Here is a 16,540-nt window from a genome sequence, read left to right as displayed (position 1 = left end):
GCTCGCGGCGCTTCTTTTTAATTGACTACCTGCTTTTTACAGATTCATCCCGCCAGTTGCCTCTATACGCTGGCCATTCAGCCACTTCGCTTCTTCGGTGCACAGGAAGGCCACCAGGCCGCCCACGTCGTCAGGCAGGCCCACCCGGCCCAGGGCCGTTAATTGGGACACGTAAGCCCGTAGTTCGGGCGTATCGGTCATGGCCCCACCGCCGAAGATGGCCCCGGGCGCCACCACGTTGGCCGCAATGCCGCGGGCGCCCAGCTCCACGGCCAGGTACCGCGTAAAAACCTCTACCGCGCCTTTCATAGCAGCGTAGGCCGAGGCCCCGGCAAAGGAGACGCGCGTAGTTGCCGAGGAGATGTTAATGATGCGACCGCCATCGTTCAACCAGGGCAACGCCTTTTGGGTCAAGAAGTAAACGCCCTTTAAGTGAATGTTCAGCATCTCATCGAACTGCGCTTCCGTGGTGTCGGCGATGGGCACCGTCAGGCTGGTGCCCGCATTGTTGATTAAAAAATCGAAGCGGCTGGCACCAAACGTGGCCGGCAGGGCCTCAGCTACCCGCTGGTAAAAACCATCGAAGCTGCTGGGGTCGGCCGCGTTTAGCTGCACGGTCAGCGCCCGGCGGCCCAGGGCTTCTATTTCGGCCACGGTGGCCTGGGCTTCGGCCTGCTGGCTGTGGTACGTCAGCAGTACGTCGATGCCTTTTTGCGCAAGGTGGAGGGCCATGCTTTTGCCCAGGCCACGGCTGCCCCCGGTCACGAGGGCGATTTTGGAGGTTGTCATGTGCGTTTCCCGGTTGGGTTTAAGAACATGACAAAGGTCCTGCGGCCAACTAGCCGGCCTTTTGCGCCCGCCAATCCATTTTATGTAAAATTCAAACCAGCACCTGCGTGCGGTAGGTACCGGGGGCCACCGTAGCATGGCGCTTGAAGAAGTGCGAAAAGTGCGCCACGTCGGTAAAGCCCAGACTGTCGGCAATCTCGGCCATCGTCCAGTGCGTTTGGCGCAAGAGCGCCTGCGCCTCCTGCCCGATGCGCCCCATAATAAGGCTGGTAGTCGTGCGGCCAGTCGTTTCCTTCAGCACCTTATTGAGGTGGTTGACGTGCACGGCCAGCGCGTCGGCATACGCTATGGCCGTGCGCAGGCGCACTTGCTGCTGCGGGTTTTCGAGCGGAAACTGCTGCTCCAGCAGCTCGATAAACCGCGAGGTGAGCCGCGCCGGCGCACTGTGCGCGGGGTGCAAGTTGGTGGCGGGCTGCCGCTTTTGCCCCAGGTGAATGAGTTCGAGCGTGTAGGCCCGTAGCAGGTCGTATTTGTGGGCGTAGTCAGAGGCCATTTCCTCCTGCATTCGCTCAAAAACGGCCGTAGCACGCGCTCCTTCCGCCGCCGACAGCTGAAAAACCGGGTAGCCGGCCGCCTTAAAAATCGGCAGCTCATCGAGCACTACCCCGCTGCTGGTGGGGCGCAGAAAGTCCGCCGTAAAGACGCAGAAATGCCCGGCCTGCGGTGCCTGCGGCAACCACTGATACGGCACTTTGGGCGTCGAATAAATCAGCGCCGGCCCCTCCAGCTCAATCGTCGCGTCGGGATACTCGAACCGGCTGCGCCCACTGAGCAGACTGATTTTATAAAACGAGCGGCAGACGTAGGGCGCAGCGGGCTTTTCGCGGGCCGGCGGCCAGAGACCGGAAAGGCTAAAAACGTTGAAGTGGCCCACATCCTGCTGAATGCCGCTCGGCAGCAACGCACTTAGCTCGGGGCCGGTGCAAGCCGTTATTTCTTGATAGAATTCGGCGAGTGGAGCAGTAGGCATCGCAAGGGGTAGCTTTGTGAAATTCAAAGGTAGCATCATGCTGGCACCCAGCCTAAGCCAAGCGTCCCTACCCCACCACCGCCCGAAACGTCGGGGCCTGCCGGTGCTTGGTCGCCTGCTCGTAGGCGTAGCCCAAGCTCAGCAATTCTGCTTCGTTGTATGGACTGCTCACCATCGACAAGCCCACCGGCAAGCCATGCACCTGCCCCATCGGCACGGTGAGGTGCGGGTAGCCGGCCATGGCGGCGGGGCCCGAGTAGCCGGGGCCGGTACCATATTCGCCATTCACGAGGTCGATGCAGGCGGCCGGGCCGGTCGTGATGGCCACGATGGCGGCCAGGCCGCCGTCGCTGCTTAAGGCTTGGTCCAGGGCGGCGCGGCTGTCGTCCAGCACTTTACGCAGGGCGGCTTTATATTTCTCACTAGCTAGCCCGTCGGTTTTTTCGGCCGCCTCCAGCGTTTCCTGCTGAAAATAAGGCATGGCCTGCGCCGCGTGTGCTTGGTTGAAAGCAATCACATCGGCCAGCGTTTTAACCGGTGCATGTGCTTGAGCCAGGTACTTGTTCACGCCGTCTTTAAACTCGTAAAGCAGCACGTCGAACTCAGCAAGCCCAAGGCTTTGCATAGTACCCAGCACGTCCACTTCCACCACCGTAGCGCCTTGAGCTTTAAGCAAGGCTACAGCTTGCCGCAACAGTTCCCCAGCGGCGGTTTTGCTCACAAAATGGCTCTTTTCTACTCCGAGAGTCTGGTTTCGTAGTACGTCGGAGCTTAATACATAAGCATAATCAGGTGGGCTTTCAGACACAGCGACAGGCAACGAGGTAGAGGATTGGCTAGCCACAGGGGAGGCAGTGTGCTGCTTTGCCCGTTCAGCGATGAAGTTAGCGCCCAGAGGTGCGTTATCAGGCTGGTCAGCCAAGTCAAATCCGTCCCCTATCATCGCGCCAAATAGAATCGCCGCATCGCGCACCGTGCGGGCCATCGGTCCGGCCGTATCCTGGGTGGCTGAAATGGGAATGATGCCCGTGCGGCTCACCAGCCCCACGGTGGGCTTGAGGCCGACGAGCCCGTTCACCGACGCGGGCGACACGATGGAGCCGTTCGTCTCGGTGCCCACAGCGGCGGCGCAGAGGCTGGCGGCCACCGCCGCCCCGCTGCCAGCGCTGCTGCCGCTGGGCGTGCGGTCGAGCACGTAGGGGTTGTGCGTTTGGCCGCCGCGGCTGCTCCAGCCGCTGGCCGAGTGCGACGAGCGAAAGTTGGCCCACTCGCTCAGGTTGGTTTTGCCCAGGATGATGGCCCCGGCCTTGCGCAGCTGCGCCGCCACGAAGGCATCCTTAGCGGCCCGGTGGCCGTCCAGGGCCAGCGCGCCGGCGGTGGTCTGCATTTGGTCGCCGGTGTCGATGTTGTCTTTCAGCAAAATCGGGATGCCGTGCAGCGGGCCGCGTAGCTTGCCGGTTTTGCGCTCCTTATCCAGCGCGTCGGCGATTTTGAGCGCGTCGGGGTTCAGCTCGATAACGGCATTGAGCTTGGGGCCGGCTTTGTCGAACTGGGCAATGCGGTCGAGGTAGCCTTGGCATAGGATACGGCTGGTACTCTTGCCGCTTTGCAGGCGGGCTTGCAGGTCGGTGATACTGGCTTCGGCGAGGTCAAAGTCAACGGCGGGCGTTTCGGGCGCGGCAGTTGGGGCTGTGGCAACCGAAGCAGCCGCAGTGGCCCCAGCTGCCAGCGGTAGTAGCGTGGCGGCCACGGCCGCCTGGGTGCCGTGGTGCAGAAAGTGGCGACGTTTCATGTGCTGGTGTTTTTTGACCTAAGCTAAGGCTGCTTTGCCTGGTAGGCTGCCTTTGAGCGGCGTAGCGACGCAATATTTTGCGTCTGGCGTTGCTGAGCAGCGCACTTTGACGCCAGACGCAAAATATTGCGTCGCTACGCCGTTCTGTCGCCTTGCAATTGAGCTGTTAAAAAAGAGCTGATTTCAACTAAAAGATACCCCGCCGCTCACCCTACCACCTCGCCAACCCCCTTTCGCACGGCGGCGTATAGCCGGGGTAGTTCCTCCTTCCCATCTCTCCCGGCCGCTTGCGGCCCCTGCCCCATGCCCGACCAAGACGATACCCTCGAAACCAACTACATCGCCGGCAACGAAGCCAATTCGCCCGCCGACCGCCCCGAGCCGGGCACTACCACCGGCTCGCTGGCCGATAACCCGCTCATCTCAACTCCCAAAGGCGGCCCCACTCCCACCACCGAGCAGCCCACCCCCGAAGCCTCAGAGGTTGATTATATAACCGGCCGCCAGCAGGCCAACGCCACCAACGCCGCCCCCAGCGGCGAGCAGCCCAATACCTACGGTGGCAACTTCGGCAACGGCGTGGAGCCCGCGCACCACGACCAGGGCCGCGCCAGCAACCAGCGCGCCGATGCCAACCGCGGTGAGTTTGGCGAGCAGGGCGAGCTAGGGGCTACCCACGGCGGCTACGGCAACCAGTTTCGCGAGTTTGACACGGCCGCCGAGCGCCCCGCCGCCGAGGCCACCGAAGAGAAATACTACGGCGACGGTGCTTCGCGCCCCGGCCTCCAGCACAACTCCTACCAGAACTACGATGGCCAGGACACGCGCCCGGTAGAGCAGGGCCACGCCGTGCGCGACACCCCCGCCGCCCGCGTCATGAACTTCGACGACCAGCCCACCGCGCCCGCCCGCGCCGAGGGCAACACCCGCGACACCCGCAACGATGTGGGCGAAACCGGACCTAACGCGGCCTTCCAGAACGACAATGGCGCGCCCACCGTAGGCCCGGCCTATGCCGATGACTACGGCCACACCTCGGGCGTGGGCCTGCCCGCCGGCACCCCCAGCCACCACCTGCCCCTGGGCCCCGATGGCCACGGCCTCGGCACCGACCCCGCCTCGGCCCGCGGCGGCTACGACGGCCAGCAAACCGAAGCCACTACCCCCGGCCGGGGCAGCGCCCCCGCGCCCGTCAACTCGCCCGACGCGCTCCAGACCGAGGGCTACGGCTACGGCCACCAGCGCAGCGAGCAGGAAAAACCCGGCAACCCCGACACCGGCGACTCGCGCAGCGGCTTCGGCCCCGGCGGCTCTAAAGAGGGCAACGCCAGCCAGGGCCACGGCTCCAAGGGCGGCTCTTACGACGATGAAAACCCCGGCGCGCGCGGCCCTGAGTACGATAATTTCACCAAGCAGGACAAAGCCCAGAACTACGGCCAGGAGCAGCGCTCAGACTTCCGCCCCGAAGGCGGCGACAAACCCGAAGAAGGCGATTATGGTCCCGTACCGCGCCGCAACGCCGGCCGCGACGAGGCATAGTGTAGCGTAAGCTTTAGCTTGCGAGCGAGCAGGACGTACACTAACGCAGATGCTCGCTGCGCTCGCTCGCAAGCTAAAGCTTACGGTACACTGAATTACCGGTGAATCTTCATGTCAATGTCGTACTTGTAACGCGGCGGCCCGCCCAGCGGGATGGCGAAAAACGGCAGCGCCGTATCGTACTGGTCGGTCACGTAGAACTGCATGTCGTTGGGCGTTTTGCTGGTCGTCGTCAGGCGCATGTCCAGCGACAGGCCCCGCTCCTTTTCCGTGATGGGCAGCACGCTGCTCACCCACTGCTTGTCGCCGCTGGCGGCGGCCGGGTGGCCGTTTTTAGCCACGCTGAACACCGTTAGCTTGGCCGTGCCGTCCACGTCGTAGTTGCTTTGCTTGATGCTCACGACCTTGTCGTTCACAAACGGGTAGAGGTGCACCGTGCTTTGCTTGAGGGCGGGCGGCATCCGAAAGCAGTACTCGTAGGTAAAGGCGTTGCCGCCCGGCACGGGCTGGCTGGCCGTGGGGCTGGTGCTGAGGTAATAGCGGTACACGTTGCCATCGTTGCCGGCCGTGCCGCGCGCTACCACCTTGAATACGTAGCCCTTAAACTCGTCTACCAGCTCGCCTTCCAGCGGATTCAGCGGGCCGAAGGTGTAATAGTTTCCATCGTACTGCGGGTCGTTGCCGAAGGTTTTTTCCTGCAAGAGCCGGCCCGTCACGGGCTTGGGCTTGAGGGCAGGGCGCGGGTCGCGCGCGCCATCGCCCGAGTGCGCGCCGGGGCCGCCGTAGATGCTAAACGTGGTGCGCGTGTCAAACGCGCCCTTCTGCGCGTCGAGCGTGCCGCCGCAGTCGGGGTCGAACACCCGCAGATACACCGGCTGGCGCTGCCCCTGCGGCACCAGGAAAAAGAACGTCTGGGTGAAATCGTCGTCTCCCCAGGCCGGGTCGGCTTTCGGGCCAAAGGTGATGACGAACTGAATGTTCTCGCCGGGATTAGGCACGGCCTGGGCCTGGGCCTGGCCAGCAGTGGCTAGCACCGCTAGCGCGGCCAGCCCCAGCCGGGGCAACCGGCCGCCGCCAAAAGGAGTTAGTAACATAGTGACACGTATAAAAGGAAGTAGCTAACTGGATTCCGGACTACGCCGTAATATTACGACTCCAACCTACCTATTTAAGCTGGACTACCGCCTACCGCATGAGTGCTTCTTCGCGCGATACAACCGAGTTTTTTGACCAGCTTACCAACCAAGTGCTTGCCCTGCGCGTGGCGGCGCACCAGCGCCTGCGCCCCCTCGGCACCGAGCAGCTCAACCGCCGCCCTGGCTACGACAAGTGGAGCGTAGGCCAGTGCCTCGAACATCTCAACATCCTCAGCGGCTATTACTTGCCCTCGGTAAAGGCGCGCCTCAAGCTGGCCAAGGCCAAGGGCTCCTCGGCCGGGGCGAAAGTGAGTAGCGGCTGGCTGGGCCGGCGCTTCACCAACGCCATCCGCCACACCGACGAGCCCGAAGAGTTATTCAAAGTACCCAAGCAGCTGGCGCCTACCGGCGTGCGCCTTACTGGCACGGTGGTAGAGGCTTTTACGCGCCAACTCGACGAGCTGCTGCGCCTGTTGCTGCTGGCCCGCCAGGTCGATGCTGGCAGCGTGCGCGTGCCCAGCCCCTTGCGCCCCTGGCTCAAGCTGCGCCTCACCGACGTGCTGGAAATGCTGATTGCCAGCTACCAGGCCTACATGCGCCAAGCCGAGCAGGCACTCGTAACCAACGCCACTAAGCCCGCCTAGCTGGGTAGGCTAATGCCGTCATGCTGAGCGGAGCGCAGCGGAGTCGAAGCATATCTACCTCAATACTAACTTCTAATCGTTAGCAATGAAGCGATAGAGATGCTTCGACTCCGCTGCGCTCCGCTCAGCATGACAGTAGTATACCTCTACTCATTATAAAGCACTTGCAGCGTCGTCTGCCCCACGGCTTTCATCGTTTTGCGGTCGATGATGGACATATTATCGGCCGTGGTGTGGTGGTAGGGCGGGAAATACTCGGTGCCAAACGCCGGGTGGTCGTAGATGTCCACCGTCGGAATGCCCGCCTGGTTGGTGTACACGTGGTCGTCGGTAATGGGGTCGGTGTCCTTGAACAGGAAATAATCGGAGTAGCCGAGCTGCGTGGCCGTGTTCCAGATTTTATTTACCACGCTCAGCGCGTTCTGGCGCGAGGTGCCCTCGCGGGTAAAGTGCCCATCCTTAGCCCCTACCATATCGAACAGGATGCCGTACTCGGCCTTGTAGCCGGCCGGCACCTTGTTTTTGGCCCAGTACTGCGAGCCCAGGCACCAGCCGTCGCCCTGGCCCTGGAGCAGGTTTTTCTGGCCGGCCTGGGTGCCCGCGTCGAAGCCCCAGTCTTCGGCATCTACTAGTATCACATCCACGCCCACGTTGGGGGCCAGCTTTTCGGGCTGGAGGCTGAGGGTGCGGGCTATTTCGAGGGCCACGGCCACGGCGCTGGCCCCGTCGCTGGCCCCGTCGATGGGCAGCTTGCGCTTGGCCGGGTCTTTTTCTTCGTCGGCGTAGGGCCGGGTATCCCAGTGCGCAAACAAGGCGATGCGCCGCGCCGCCTGCGGCTGGTACTGCGCGATAATGTTGCGCCCGTTTATCTGCGTGCCATCGAAGGTCATCGCCTTAAACGGTTGCTCGTACACTTTCAAGCCGAAGCTTTTTAGCTTGGCCACCAAGTAATTGCCGCAGGCCACGTGGGCCGGCTTATTGGGCACGCGGGGGCCGAAGGCCACCTGCTTGGCCGTGTAGGCGTAGGCCGAGTCGGCATTGAAAGCCGGGGCCTTGGCGGGCGGCGCTTCAGTCGCCGAGGGCTGGCTGGCGGTTTCGGCGGGCTTTTCGGAGGGGCAGGCCGTGAGCAGAAAAGACGCGGCGGCCAGGAGCGTCAGGCGGGGCAGGATATTTTTCACGCAGTGTCTCGCAGAATTAAAACGCAGTGTTTGGCTTGCGCCGACTTTCAGTTTGCAGTGAACTTACGGCGAAGAGCTTACTCTTCGCTGTAGGCCCACTCCACGCCGGTTTTGGTGTCCTTAATCACAATGCCCTGCTCTTTGAGCGCGGCCCGAATCTGGTCCACTTTATCGTAGGCTTTGGTAGCCTTGGCTTCCTGGTAAAAGCCCAGCGTGAGGCCCAGCAGGTCTTCGGTGTTGGCGCGGGGCTCGTCGCGCAGGCCTAGCACATCCAGCACCAGCGTGCGGTAGGCGGCGGCGGCCTCGGCCAGCGCGGCGGAACCTACCTGGGCCAGCTCCTCGGGCTTGGTAGCCAGCGTATTGAGGCGCTTGAGCAGGTCGAACACGGCCGCCACGGCGCGGGGCGTGTTCAGGTCGTCGTCGAGGAAGGCGAAGGGCTTGGCGGCCAGGTTGCGCAACTGCTGCGCGGGCGAGGGCGGGCCTTTTACTTCTTCAGTTTTCACTTCTTCACCGCTCACTTCCTCCCCTCCTACTACCAGCTTATCGAGCAGCCGCAGGCCGTTCATCAGCTTGCGGTAGCCTTTGCGGGCGGCTTGCAGGGCATCGTCGCTGAGGTCGATGGGCGAGCGGTAGTGCGCTTGCAGGAAAAAAAAGCGCAGCGTCATAGGCGAGTAGGCCTGCGACAAGGCGCTGGTATCGCCGCTGAACATCTGGGGCAGGGTAATGAAGTTGCCCAGCGACTTGCTCATCTTCTGACCGTTGACGGTCAGCATGTTATTGTGCAGCCAGAAGCGCGCGCCGGTGCTCGGCGTGTCGGAGCCCTCGTTTTGGGCAATCTCGCATTCGTGGTGCGGAAACATCAAATCGAGCCCGCCGCCGTGAATGTCGAACTCCGCCCCTAAGTACTTGCGGCTCATGGCCGAGCATTCGAGGTGCCAGCCCGGAAAGCCCTCGCCCCAGGGCGACGGCCAGCGCATGATGTGCTGCGGCGCGGCCTTTTTCCAGAGCGCGAAGTCGGCGGGCGAGCGCTTTTCTTCCTGCCCGGCCAGTTCGGTGCGGGTGCCGGCCAGCAATTCCTCCACCACGCGGCCCGAGAGGCGGCCGTAGAGCCCGCCCTCGGCGTTGTACTTGGGCACGTCGAAATACACCGAGCCGTTGGCTTCGTAGGCCAGGCCGCGGCCCATAATCTCTTGAATCAGCGCGATTTGCTCGGTAATGTGGCCGCTGGCCTGGGGCTCGATGTCGGGCGGCAGGCAGCCGAGGGCGGCCATCGTTTGGCGGTAGGCATTGGTGTAGTGCTGGGCTACCTGCATGGGCTCCAACTGCTTGGCGCGGGCGGCTTTGGCCATCTTGTCTTCGCCGGTGTCGGCGTCGCTTTCGAGGTGGCCCACGTCGGTGATGTTGCGCACGTAGCGCACCTGGTAGCCCAAGTAGCGCAGGTAGCGCGTGAGCACGTCGAACACGATGGGGCCGCGGGCGTTGCCGAGGTGGGCGTCGTTGTACACGGTGGGGCCGCAGAGGTAGAGGCCCACCTGCGGTGGGTTCACGGGTTCAAACGGGGCCTTCTGGCGGGTAAGCGTATTATAAAGCGTCAGCGACATGACAGGTAATTAGCAAAAAGCAAGCGGCAATGCGCGGTTGCCAGTGGGGCTGGCGCAGTACCCAACGCCCAACGGCGGGCAAAGTTCAGGATTAAATAGGTAGGAAGTGGCAAGCACCCCGGCACTACTTTTTTCGCAGGGCGTACAGACCTTCCACCGGATAGTGGTCGGCATACGGAATCTCGGTGTGCACGCGGCAGCTCAGCACCTGCCAGCGCGGGCCGGCAAACTGCTGGTCGATGCGCAGCAACGGCGGCAGGCGGCCGTGGTAGGTGTTGCCGGGGCCGAAGCCCACGGTGGCCCAGGCGTTTTGCAACTCGTTGGCCAGCTGCGAGTAGGCGTAGGAATACGGCAGGTCGTTGAGGTCGCCGGCCAGCAGCACCGGATAGGGCGAGCGGCGCAGGTTGGCCACCAGCGTATCGGCCTGCCAGGCGCGGACCGCCGCCCCGCGCACGAAGCGCCGCAGCAGCCCGCGCCCCTTGCGCCGGAAACCCGTGCGCGACGAACCCGCCGCCACGATGTCGCCTTCGTCGAGGCTCATACTTTGCAGGTGGGTGTTGAAAATGCGAACGGTGTCGCCCCGGCCGGGGCCAGCCACATCGACCCACATGGCGTGGTTTTGGGTAAGGCGGCCGAAGGAAATTTCGCCCCGCCCCACGATGGGGTAGCGCGAAAAAATGGCTAAGCCAAACTCCGCCCCGGCGCTGTTTACCAGCGACTTCGACACGAAGCCGTGCCGGCCGCTACCCGGCCCCAGGCGGTCGGCCACGCGGTACAGCTCGCCATCGCGCGAGTGAGTGCCGGCCGGCTCCTGGTAAAACTCCTGGAGGCACAGCACATCGGCCGGGCTGGCGGCGAGCCAGGCAATGGCTTTGGCCGGGGCCGTGGGGTCGAGCTTGCGCAGCTGCGGGTACACGTTGAAAATGCGAACGTTGGCCGAGAGCAGGCGCAGTGGTTTAGTGCCTGGGGCTTGGTGCTTGGTACTCAGTGCGGCGGCGCTGTCTGCCTGCCAGGCACCAGGCACTAAGCTCGAAGCCCTAAACACGTGCAGCGGCAGCCCGCGCTCGACCTGGCCCCAGGCCAGCAGTAGCCCGGCCGCCGGCAGCAGGGCCACGCGCCAGCTGCGGCGCAGCCAGTAGCCTACCACCAGCGCCAGCAGCACCAGCCAAAGCGGCACCGTGAGGGCTACCAATGGGGCCAATGACCACGTGCCGGCCGGCACCCGCTCGCCCAGCAGTATGCTCAGCCACAAGCCAATGAGCATCAGCCAGGTAAAGCGATAACGAAACAGGCGGCGCACCAACTTACAACCCAGCGGCCAAGTAGCCGCCGCGCCCGCAAAAGTACGCCGGCCTCTGCCTGCGGGCGGCGAGCGGCAATTTTGCGGCCCGGATATACCCGGCGGTTGGCGGCGCGCGTGTAGCTTTATAATTGGTTTCCATCCTGTTTTTATGAAGCGACTATTTTACTTACTCTCTGGTATTTTACTGGCCGCCGCCCGGCCCGCCGCGGCGCAAGCGCCGGCCCCGGCCGATGGCCGCACGCTGGAGTTTATCCCCAACCAGGGGCAGTGGGCCGGCGCGGTACGCTACTCGGGCGCGGTGCCGGGCGGCCACCTCAACCTGGAGCCGGACGGGCTGCACTACGTGCTGCTCCAGCCCATCCGGCACGCCCACGGCCACGCCGAGGGCAATGGCGCGCCCCACCTGCCGGCCGCCGACAGCCTCATCCGGGGCCACCAGCTGCGGGTGCATTTTGTGGGGGCCGATGCCCGCACGCCGCTCGTGCCCGCCGAGGCCACCGGCGAGGTGCGCAACTACCTGCACGGCAACGACCCCGCCCACTGGGCCAGCGGCGTGCCCGGCTACCGGCAGGTGCGCTACCAGGCGCCGTGGCCGGGCATCGGGGCGCGCTTTTATGAGAATAAGCGGCAGCAGCTGGAATACGACTTCGAGCTGGAAGCCGGGGCCGACCCGGCCCGAATTAAGCTGAAATACGACGGCGCTACCAAGCTCGCCCTCGGTGCCGATGGCCGTCTGCACGTGGGCACCACGCTGGGCGAGCTCACCGAGCTGGCCCCGCAGGCCTACCAAACCGACCCCGCCAGCGGCGAGCGCCGCGCCGTGGCCTGCCGCTACCGCCTGCGCGCCCAGGACTCGACCGTGACCTTTGAGCTGGGGCGCTACGACCGCCGCCGCCCGCTGGTCATCGACCCCACGGTGCTGTTTTCGACCTACACCGGCGCTACCGGCGACAACTGGGGCTTCACGGCGACCTACGACGCGGCGGGCAATATGTACTCGGGCGGCATCGTGCTCGACCAGCGGCCCATTGGCGGCTTGGCTCCCAACTACCCCACCACGATGGGCGCGTTCCAAACCGCGTTTGGCGGCATTATCGACATCGCGGTTATCAAATACAATACGAGCGTGAACGGGGCTGCCTCGCGGGTGTGGGCCACCTATGTGGGCGGTGATTATCAGGATTTTCCGAGCAGCCTGGTGGTGAATAGCCAGAATGAGCTCATCATTCTGGGCACTTCGGCTTCCTCCAACTACCCCACCAGCAGCTCGGCGCTGCGGCGCACCTTTGCCGGGGGCACGGCGGCCAACCCTTTCGGCACCGGGGGCAATGGCTCTACGATTTCGCCCTACAACATCTACAACGTGCTGCGGGGCACCGACATCGTGGTGACGCGCCTGAGCAGCAACGGCGGCAGCATCGCGGCCAGCACTTACCTGGGCGGCAGCGGCACCGACGGGCTCGTGCCCTACGACAACACATCGAGCGCCCGCCAGCTGCCGCAGAACTACGGCGACGCCTTTAGGGGCGACGTGAACACCGACGCGGCGGGCAATATTTACGTGGCCTCGGTGACGTCGTCGACCAACTTTCCCGTTACGCCCGGCAGCTTCGGGCCCCTGAGCCGGGGCGGCACCAGCGACGCGGTGGTGGTGAAAATGCCCGCCAGCCTCAGCAGCCTCACGTGGAGCGGCTACCTGGGCGGCAACGCGGCCGACGCGGCCTACTCCTTGCAGCTCGACGCCAGCGGCAACGTGTACGTGGCGGGCGGCACGCTCAGTTCCAACTTCCCGACCACGACGGGTGCGCTCACGCCCACGGCGCAGGGCAACGTGGATGGCTTCGTGGCGCGCATCGCGGCCGATGGCGGCAGCGTGCAGCGCGCTACCTACTTGGGCACCAGCGCCTACGACCAGACGTATTTCTTGCAGCTCGGGGCCGATGGCGGGGTGTATTTGCTGGGCCAGACGCTGGGCGCCTGGCCCGTATCGACGGGGGTGTACAGCAACGCGGGCAGCCGGCAGTTTATTCAGAAGCTAAATCCTGACCTCACGCAACGCCTGCTGAGCACGGTGTTTGGCAGCGGCCGCAGCACCATCGATATTTCGCCCACGGCCTTTCTGGTCGACCAATGCGACCGGGTGTACGTGTGCGGCTGGGGCGGCAAAACCAACGGGCCCAGCGGCTTCAACAACGGCTACGTGGGCGCTACCAACGGCTACACCCACGGCATGCCCGTGACGCCCAATGCCGTGCGCGGCACGCCCGACTCGCCCACCGAGGGCTCCGATTTTTACCTGGCGCAGTTTACGCCCGGCCTCACGGGGCTGCTCTACGGCACCTTCTACGGCGATGCCGCGGTGGGCGCGGCCGGCGACCACGTAGACGGTGGCACCTCGCGCTTCGACCCGCGCGGGGTGGTGTACTCGGCGGTGTGCTCGTGCTTTAATGCCGCCGGCTTTCCGGTGCCGCCGGGGGCCTACACCTACTCGGCCAGCAACGGCACGGGCGGCTCCAACTGCAACAACGCCGCCTTCAAGCTCAATTTCGAGCCGCAGTCCGTCTTCACCGGGGGCGACGTGACGGTGTGCGTGGGCGCTACCCCGGTGGCGCTGGTGGGTTTGCCCGCCGGCGGCATCTGGACCGGGCCGGGCGTATCGGGCTCCATTGGGGCGGGCTACGTGTTCACGCCCACGGCGGCGCTGGCGGGCACGCAGGTGCTCACCTACTCGCTGCCGGGCGTGGTGACGGCCTGCACCATCACGGGCATTAAAAACGTGACGGTGGTGCCGCCGCCGCAGGTAGCGGCCCCGGCCCTGCCTACCATGTGCGCCGGGGCGGGGCCGATGGTCCTGGCGGGCGGCACCCCGGCGGGCGGCGTCTGGAGTGGGCCGGGCGTGGCGGGCGCGGCGGGCACCTACACCTTCACGCCGAGCCAGGCGCTGGTGGGCACCCAGACGCTGACGTACACCGTCACGTCGACCCCGGGCGGCTGCGTGGGACGCGCCACCACTACGCTGGTCGTGATACCGGGGCCGCTACCCATCACAATGCCCGCCGACACGGCCCTGTGCCCCGGCAGCCGCACGGCGTTTCAGCTGCGGGCCACGCCGGCCGGGGGCGTGTGGAGCGGGCCGGGCGTATCGGCCAGCGGCGTGTTTACGCCGCCGACTGCGCCGGGCTCGGTAGTGGTTACCTACACGGTGGCGCCGGGGGCGGCGTGCCAGGCGGCGCGCACGCGGCGCATCACGCTGCTACCCGATTTTACGATGGTGCCTACCTTCCGGCCGGTGCTGTGCAACGACTCGCTGGCCGCGCAGTTTTCGGTGCCGGCCGTGCTACCCTACACCGTGCGCTTCAGCCAGCCCAACCTCTCGGGCCTGGCCGATGCCGTGCTCACCTGGGATTTTGGCGATGGCAGCGCGCCGGCCACCGGCTTCAGCGCCACCCACACCTACACCACGCCGGGTACGTTTCAGGTGCAGGCCACGCTGCGCTACAGCAACAGCCGCTGCGCCACGCAGGTGGCGATGGTGCCGGTGCAGGTATTCGATATGGTGATACCCAACATTTTCACCCCCAACGGCGACCGGCTCAACGAGTACTTCGCGCCGCGCATCGGCGGCTGCCCGCCGCGCCTACAAGTGTTTTCGCGCTGGGGCCACCTCGTGTACGAAAATGCCGCCTACCGCAACACCTGGAACGGCACCGGCCTGGCCGAGGGCGTGTACTACTACCTGCTTACGCCGCCCGACGGCAGCCCGGTGCGCAAGGGCTGGGTCGAGCTGGTGCGGTAAACCAGAGGACCAACAACTCGAAACGTCCGTCATGCTGCGTCGCCGCTTGATGCGCGGAATGCTCAGCATGACAGATTACCGCTTGCGGCCCAGCCAGCCTTCGGGGTTGAGGTTGGCCGAGTTGCGCCACACCTGAAACTGCACCTGGGCCGTGCCGTCGGCGTCGGTGGCGGCGGTGCCGATGGCCTGGCGGGCATCCACGAGCTGGCCCTCGTGCACGCTCACCGAGCGCAGGCGGGCATACACCGTGAAGTACTCGCCGTGCTGAATCATGACGATGGTGTTCATGCCCGGCACCTGGGCCACCGTGAGTACCCGACCCGCAAATACCGCCCGCACGGCCTCACCGTTGTTGGTTTGAATGTCGACGCCCCGGTTTTCGACTACCACGTGCTTGAGCACCGGGTGGTTGTGCCGCCCAAAGTGCTGCGACACGAAGCCCCGCGCCACCGGCCAGGGCAGCCGCCCCTTGTTGCCGGCAAAGTTGGACGAGAGCAGGGCCGTTTGCGGAGTGAGAGCCACGCGGCTGGCGCGGCGGTCGGCCGAAGTTTCTTCGGGCGAGTCGCGGTCAGGGTTGGCACTGGCGTCGTTGCGGTCGTCGGCGGCGCGGGGCGAAGGGCGGCCAGCGCGGGCGGCGGCCGTGGCCCGGCGGCGCTCGGCAGCAGCGGCCAGGCGGGCCGCCCGGGCGGCGCGGGCTATTTCTTCGCGCACGCGCTGGGCTATCAGCCCTTCGAGCTGGGCCACGGCGCGCTGGCGCTGGGCTAGCTCGTCGCGCAGGCCCTGCTCTTGCTGGCTTAGCTGCTGCACCACCTGGTCTTGCTCGGTTTTGAGGCCCAGCAGGTTGCGGCTTTCTACCAGCTGCGTAGTCAGCAGGCTTTTCTGGCGGGTGCGCTGCTGCGTGAGGCCATCGAGCTGCTGGCTAAGCTGGCGCTGCGCCCCCACAATGCGCTGCGCCTGGCGGTGGCGCTCGTCGGTGTACTGGCGCACGTAGCGCAGCCGCAGCACAAACTGATTAAACGACTCGGCCGCAAACAAAAACATGAGCTGGTTGAAGCCGCTGCTCGTTTTGGAAGCCGTGTACATAAGGCGGGCGTACTCGGCCTTGAGGCGGGCTAGTTGCTCCTGCGTGGTCAGCACCTGGCGCGTGGTGTGGTGCACGTTGGTTTCGATGCCTTGCAGCTGGGTCGAGATGTGCTGAATCTGCCCCTGCTTCACCGTCAGCTTTTCTTTGATGATGTTGAGCTGGCCCAGCGTGGCCTGCTTTTTCTGGGTGGTTTCGGTGAGCACCTTGCCGGCTTCCGCAATGCGGGCCAGGTTGGCCTGGCGCTCGCGCTCCAGCTGCTCTTTCGACTTGCCCCGGCCGGCCGCGCGCGGCGCGCGGGCCACGGGCGCGCTGCGGCGCGCTGCCGGCCGCGCGCGGCCGGCGCTACCAGGGCGGGCGGCGGGCTTGGCTTTCGCCTTGGTGGCGCTGGCCTTGGCTTTTGCCTTGCCAGCGGGCGAGCGCGGGTGGCGCTGCGCAGCGACCGGCAGCGCCAGCAGCAGTAGCAGCCCGGCAAAGCCGAGCAGCGTGGCCCGGCGGTAAACCAATACGAAAAGAAATTTCACGCGAAGAAGTCAGGGGCCGGCAAAGCGCGGCCGGGCCAGTTAATTCCACAAAATAACGCCCGCGCCCGGCGGCCGGACGCGGGCCGGCACCTAGCGGCGCCGGCGGGCGCTGCCCAAACCCATACTC

Annotated in this window: 11 protein-coding genes; 3 read left to right on the top strand and 8 right to left on the bottom strand. The window is 65.1% G+C overall.

Going from position 1 to position 16,540, the window contains the following annotated elements:
- Positions 1 to 36: 36 nt before the first annotated feature.
- From VFO93_RS07840 to VFO93_RS07830, 3 genes are all read right to left on the bottom strand, one after another.
- Entirely contained in the window at positions 37 to 789 is a 753-nt protein-coding gene (locus tag VFO93_RS07840; protein ID WP_325133802.1) for an SDR family oxidoreductase, read from the bottom strand.
- 91 nt (positions 790 to 880) lie between these two features.
- A complete protein-coding gene (locus VFO93_RS07835; protein ID WP_325133801.1) occupies positions 881 to 1,819 on the bottom strand; it encodes a helix-turn-helix transcriptional regulator in 939 nt (312 codons plus the stop codon).
- Between the two features lie 67 nt (positions 1,820 to 1,886).
- Positions 1,887 to 3,611: an amidase family protein gene (locus tag VFO93_RS07830; protein ID WP_325133800.1), complete on the bottom strand. Its 1,725-nt coding sequence runs from the start codon at positions 3,609 to 3,611 to the stop codon at positions 1,887 to 1,889.
- 303 nt (positions 3,612 to 3,914) lie between these two features.
- On the opposite strand from VFO93_RS07830, the gene VFO93_RS07825 reads away from it, so the two are divergent.
- The gene (locus VFO93_RS07825; protein WP_325133799.1) at positions 3,915 to 5,150 is read left to right on the top strand and encodes a hypothetical protein; all 1,236 of its coding nucleotides are present in this window, start codon (positions 3,915 to 3,917) and stop codon (positions 5,148 to 5,150) included.
- A gap of 95 nt (positions 5,151 to 5,245) precedes the next feature.
- Here VFO93_RS07825 and VFO93_RS07820 read toward each other — a convergent pair whose 3' ends face one another.
- Complete coding sequence (locus VFO93_RS07820) at positions 5,246 to 6,244, bottom strand: hypothetical protein (RefSeq protein WP_325133798.1); 999 nt, start codon at positions 6,242 to 6,244, stop codon at positions 5,246 to 5,248.
- Between the two features lie 98 nt (positions 6,245 to 6,342).
- Here VFO93_RS07820 and VFO93_RS07815 point away from each other — a divergent pair, with 98 nt between their 5' ends.
- Entirely contained in the window at positions 6,343 to 6,930 is a 588-nt protein-coding gene (locus VFO93_RS07815; protein ID WP_325133797.1) for a DinB family protein, read from the top strand.
- A 146-nt stretch (positions 6,931 to 7,076) separates the two neighbouring features.
- On the opposite strand, the gene VFO93_RS07810 is transcribed toward VFO93_RS07815, so the two are convergent.
- The 3 genes from VFO93_RS07810 to VFO93_RS07800 form a co-directional block, all read right to left on the bottom strand.
- Positions 7,077 to 8,108: a M28 family peptidase gene (locus tag VFO93_RS07810; RefSeq protein WP_325133796.1), complete on the bottom strand. Its 1,032-nt coding sequence runs from the start codon at positions 8,106 to 8,108 to the stop codon at positions 7,077 to 7,079.
- A 77-nt stretch (positions 8,109 to 8,185) separates the two neighbouring features.
- Positions 8,186 to 9,709: a cysteine--tRNA ligase gene (gene cysS / locus VFO93_RS07805; protein WP_325133795.1), complete on the bottom strand. Its 1,524-nt coding sequence runs from the start codon at positions 9,707 to 9,709 to the stop codon at positions 8,186 to 8,188.
- 124 nt (positions 9,710 to 9,833) lie between these two features.
- On the bottom strand, positions 9,834 to 10,973 hold the full coding sequence (locus VFO93_RS07800) for an endonuclease/exonuclease/phosphatase family protein (RefSeq protein WP_325133794.1): 1,140 nt from the start codon (positions 10,971 to 10,973) through the stop codon (positions 9,834 to 9,836).
- Between the two features lie 187 nt (positions 10,974 to 11,160).
- On the opposite strand from VFO93_RS07800, the gene VFO93_RS07795 reads away from it, so the two are divergent.
- Complete coding sequence (locus VFO93_RS07795) at positions 11,161 to 14,808, top strand: gliding motility-associated C-terminal domain-containing protein (protein ID WP_325133793.1); 3,648 nt, start codon at positions 11,161 to 11,163, stop codon at positions 14,806 to 14,808.
- A 75-nt stretch (positions 14,809 to 14,883) separates the two neighbouring features.
- Here VFO93_RS07795 and VFO93_RS07790 read toward each other — a convergent pair whose 3' ends face one another.
- Positions 14,884 to 16,413, bottom strand: a complete 1,530-nt coding sequence (locus VFO93_RS07790) for a murein hydrolase activator EnvC family protein (RefSeq protein ID WP_325133792.1) — start codon at positions 16,411 to 16,413, stop codon at positions 14,884 to 14,886.
- Positions 16,414 to 16,540 lie beyond the last annotated feature (127 nt).

The sequence above is a fragment of the Hymenobacter sp. genome, from assembly GCF_035709525.1.
GTDB lineage: Bacteria > Bacteroidota > Bacteroidia > Cytophagales > Hymenobacteraceae > Hymenobacter.
Note: the sequence above shows the minus strand (reverse complement) of the source record. Positions and strands in the feature narration are given on the sequence as shown.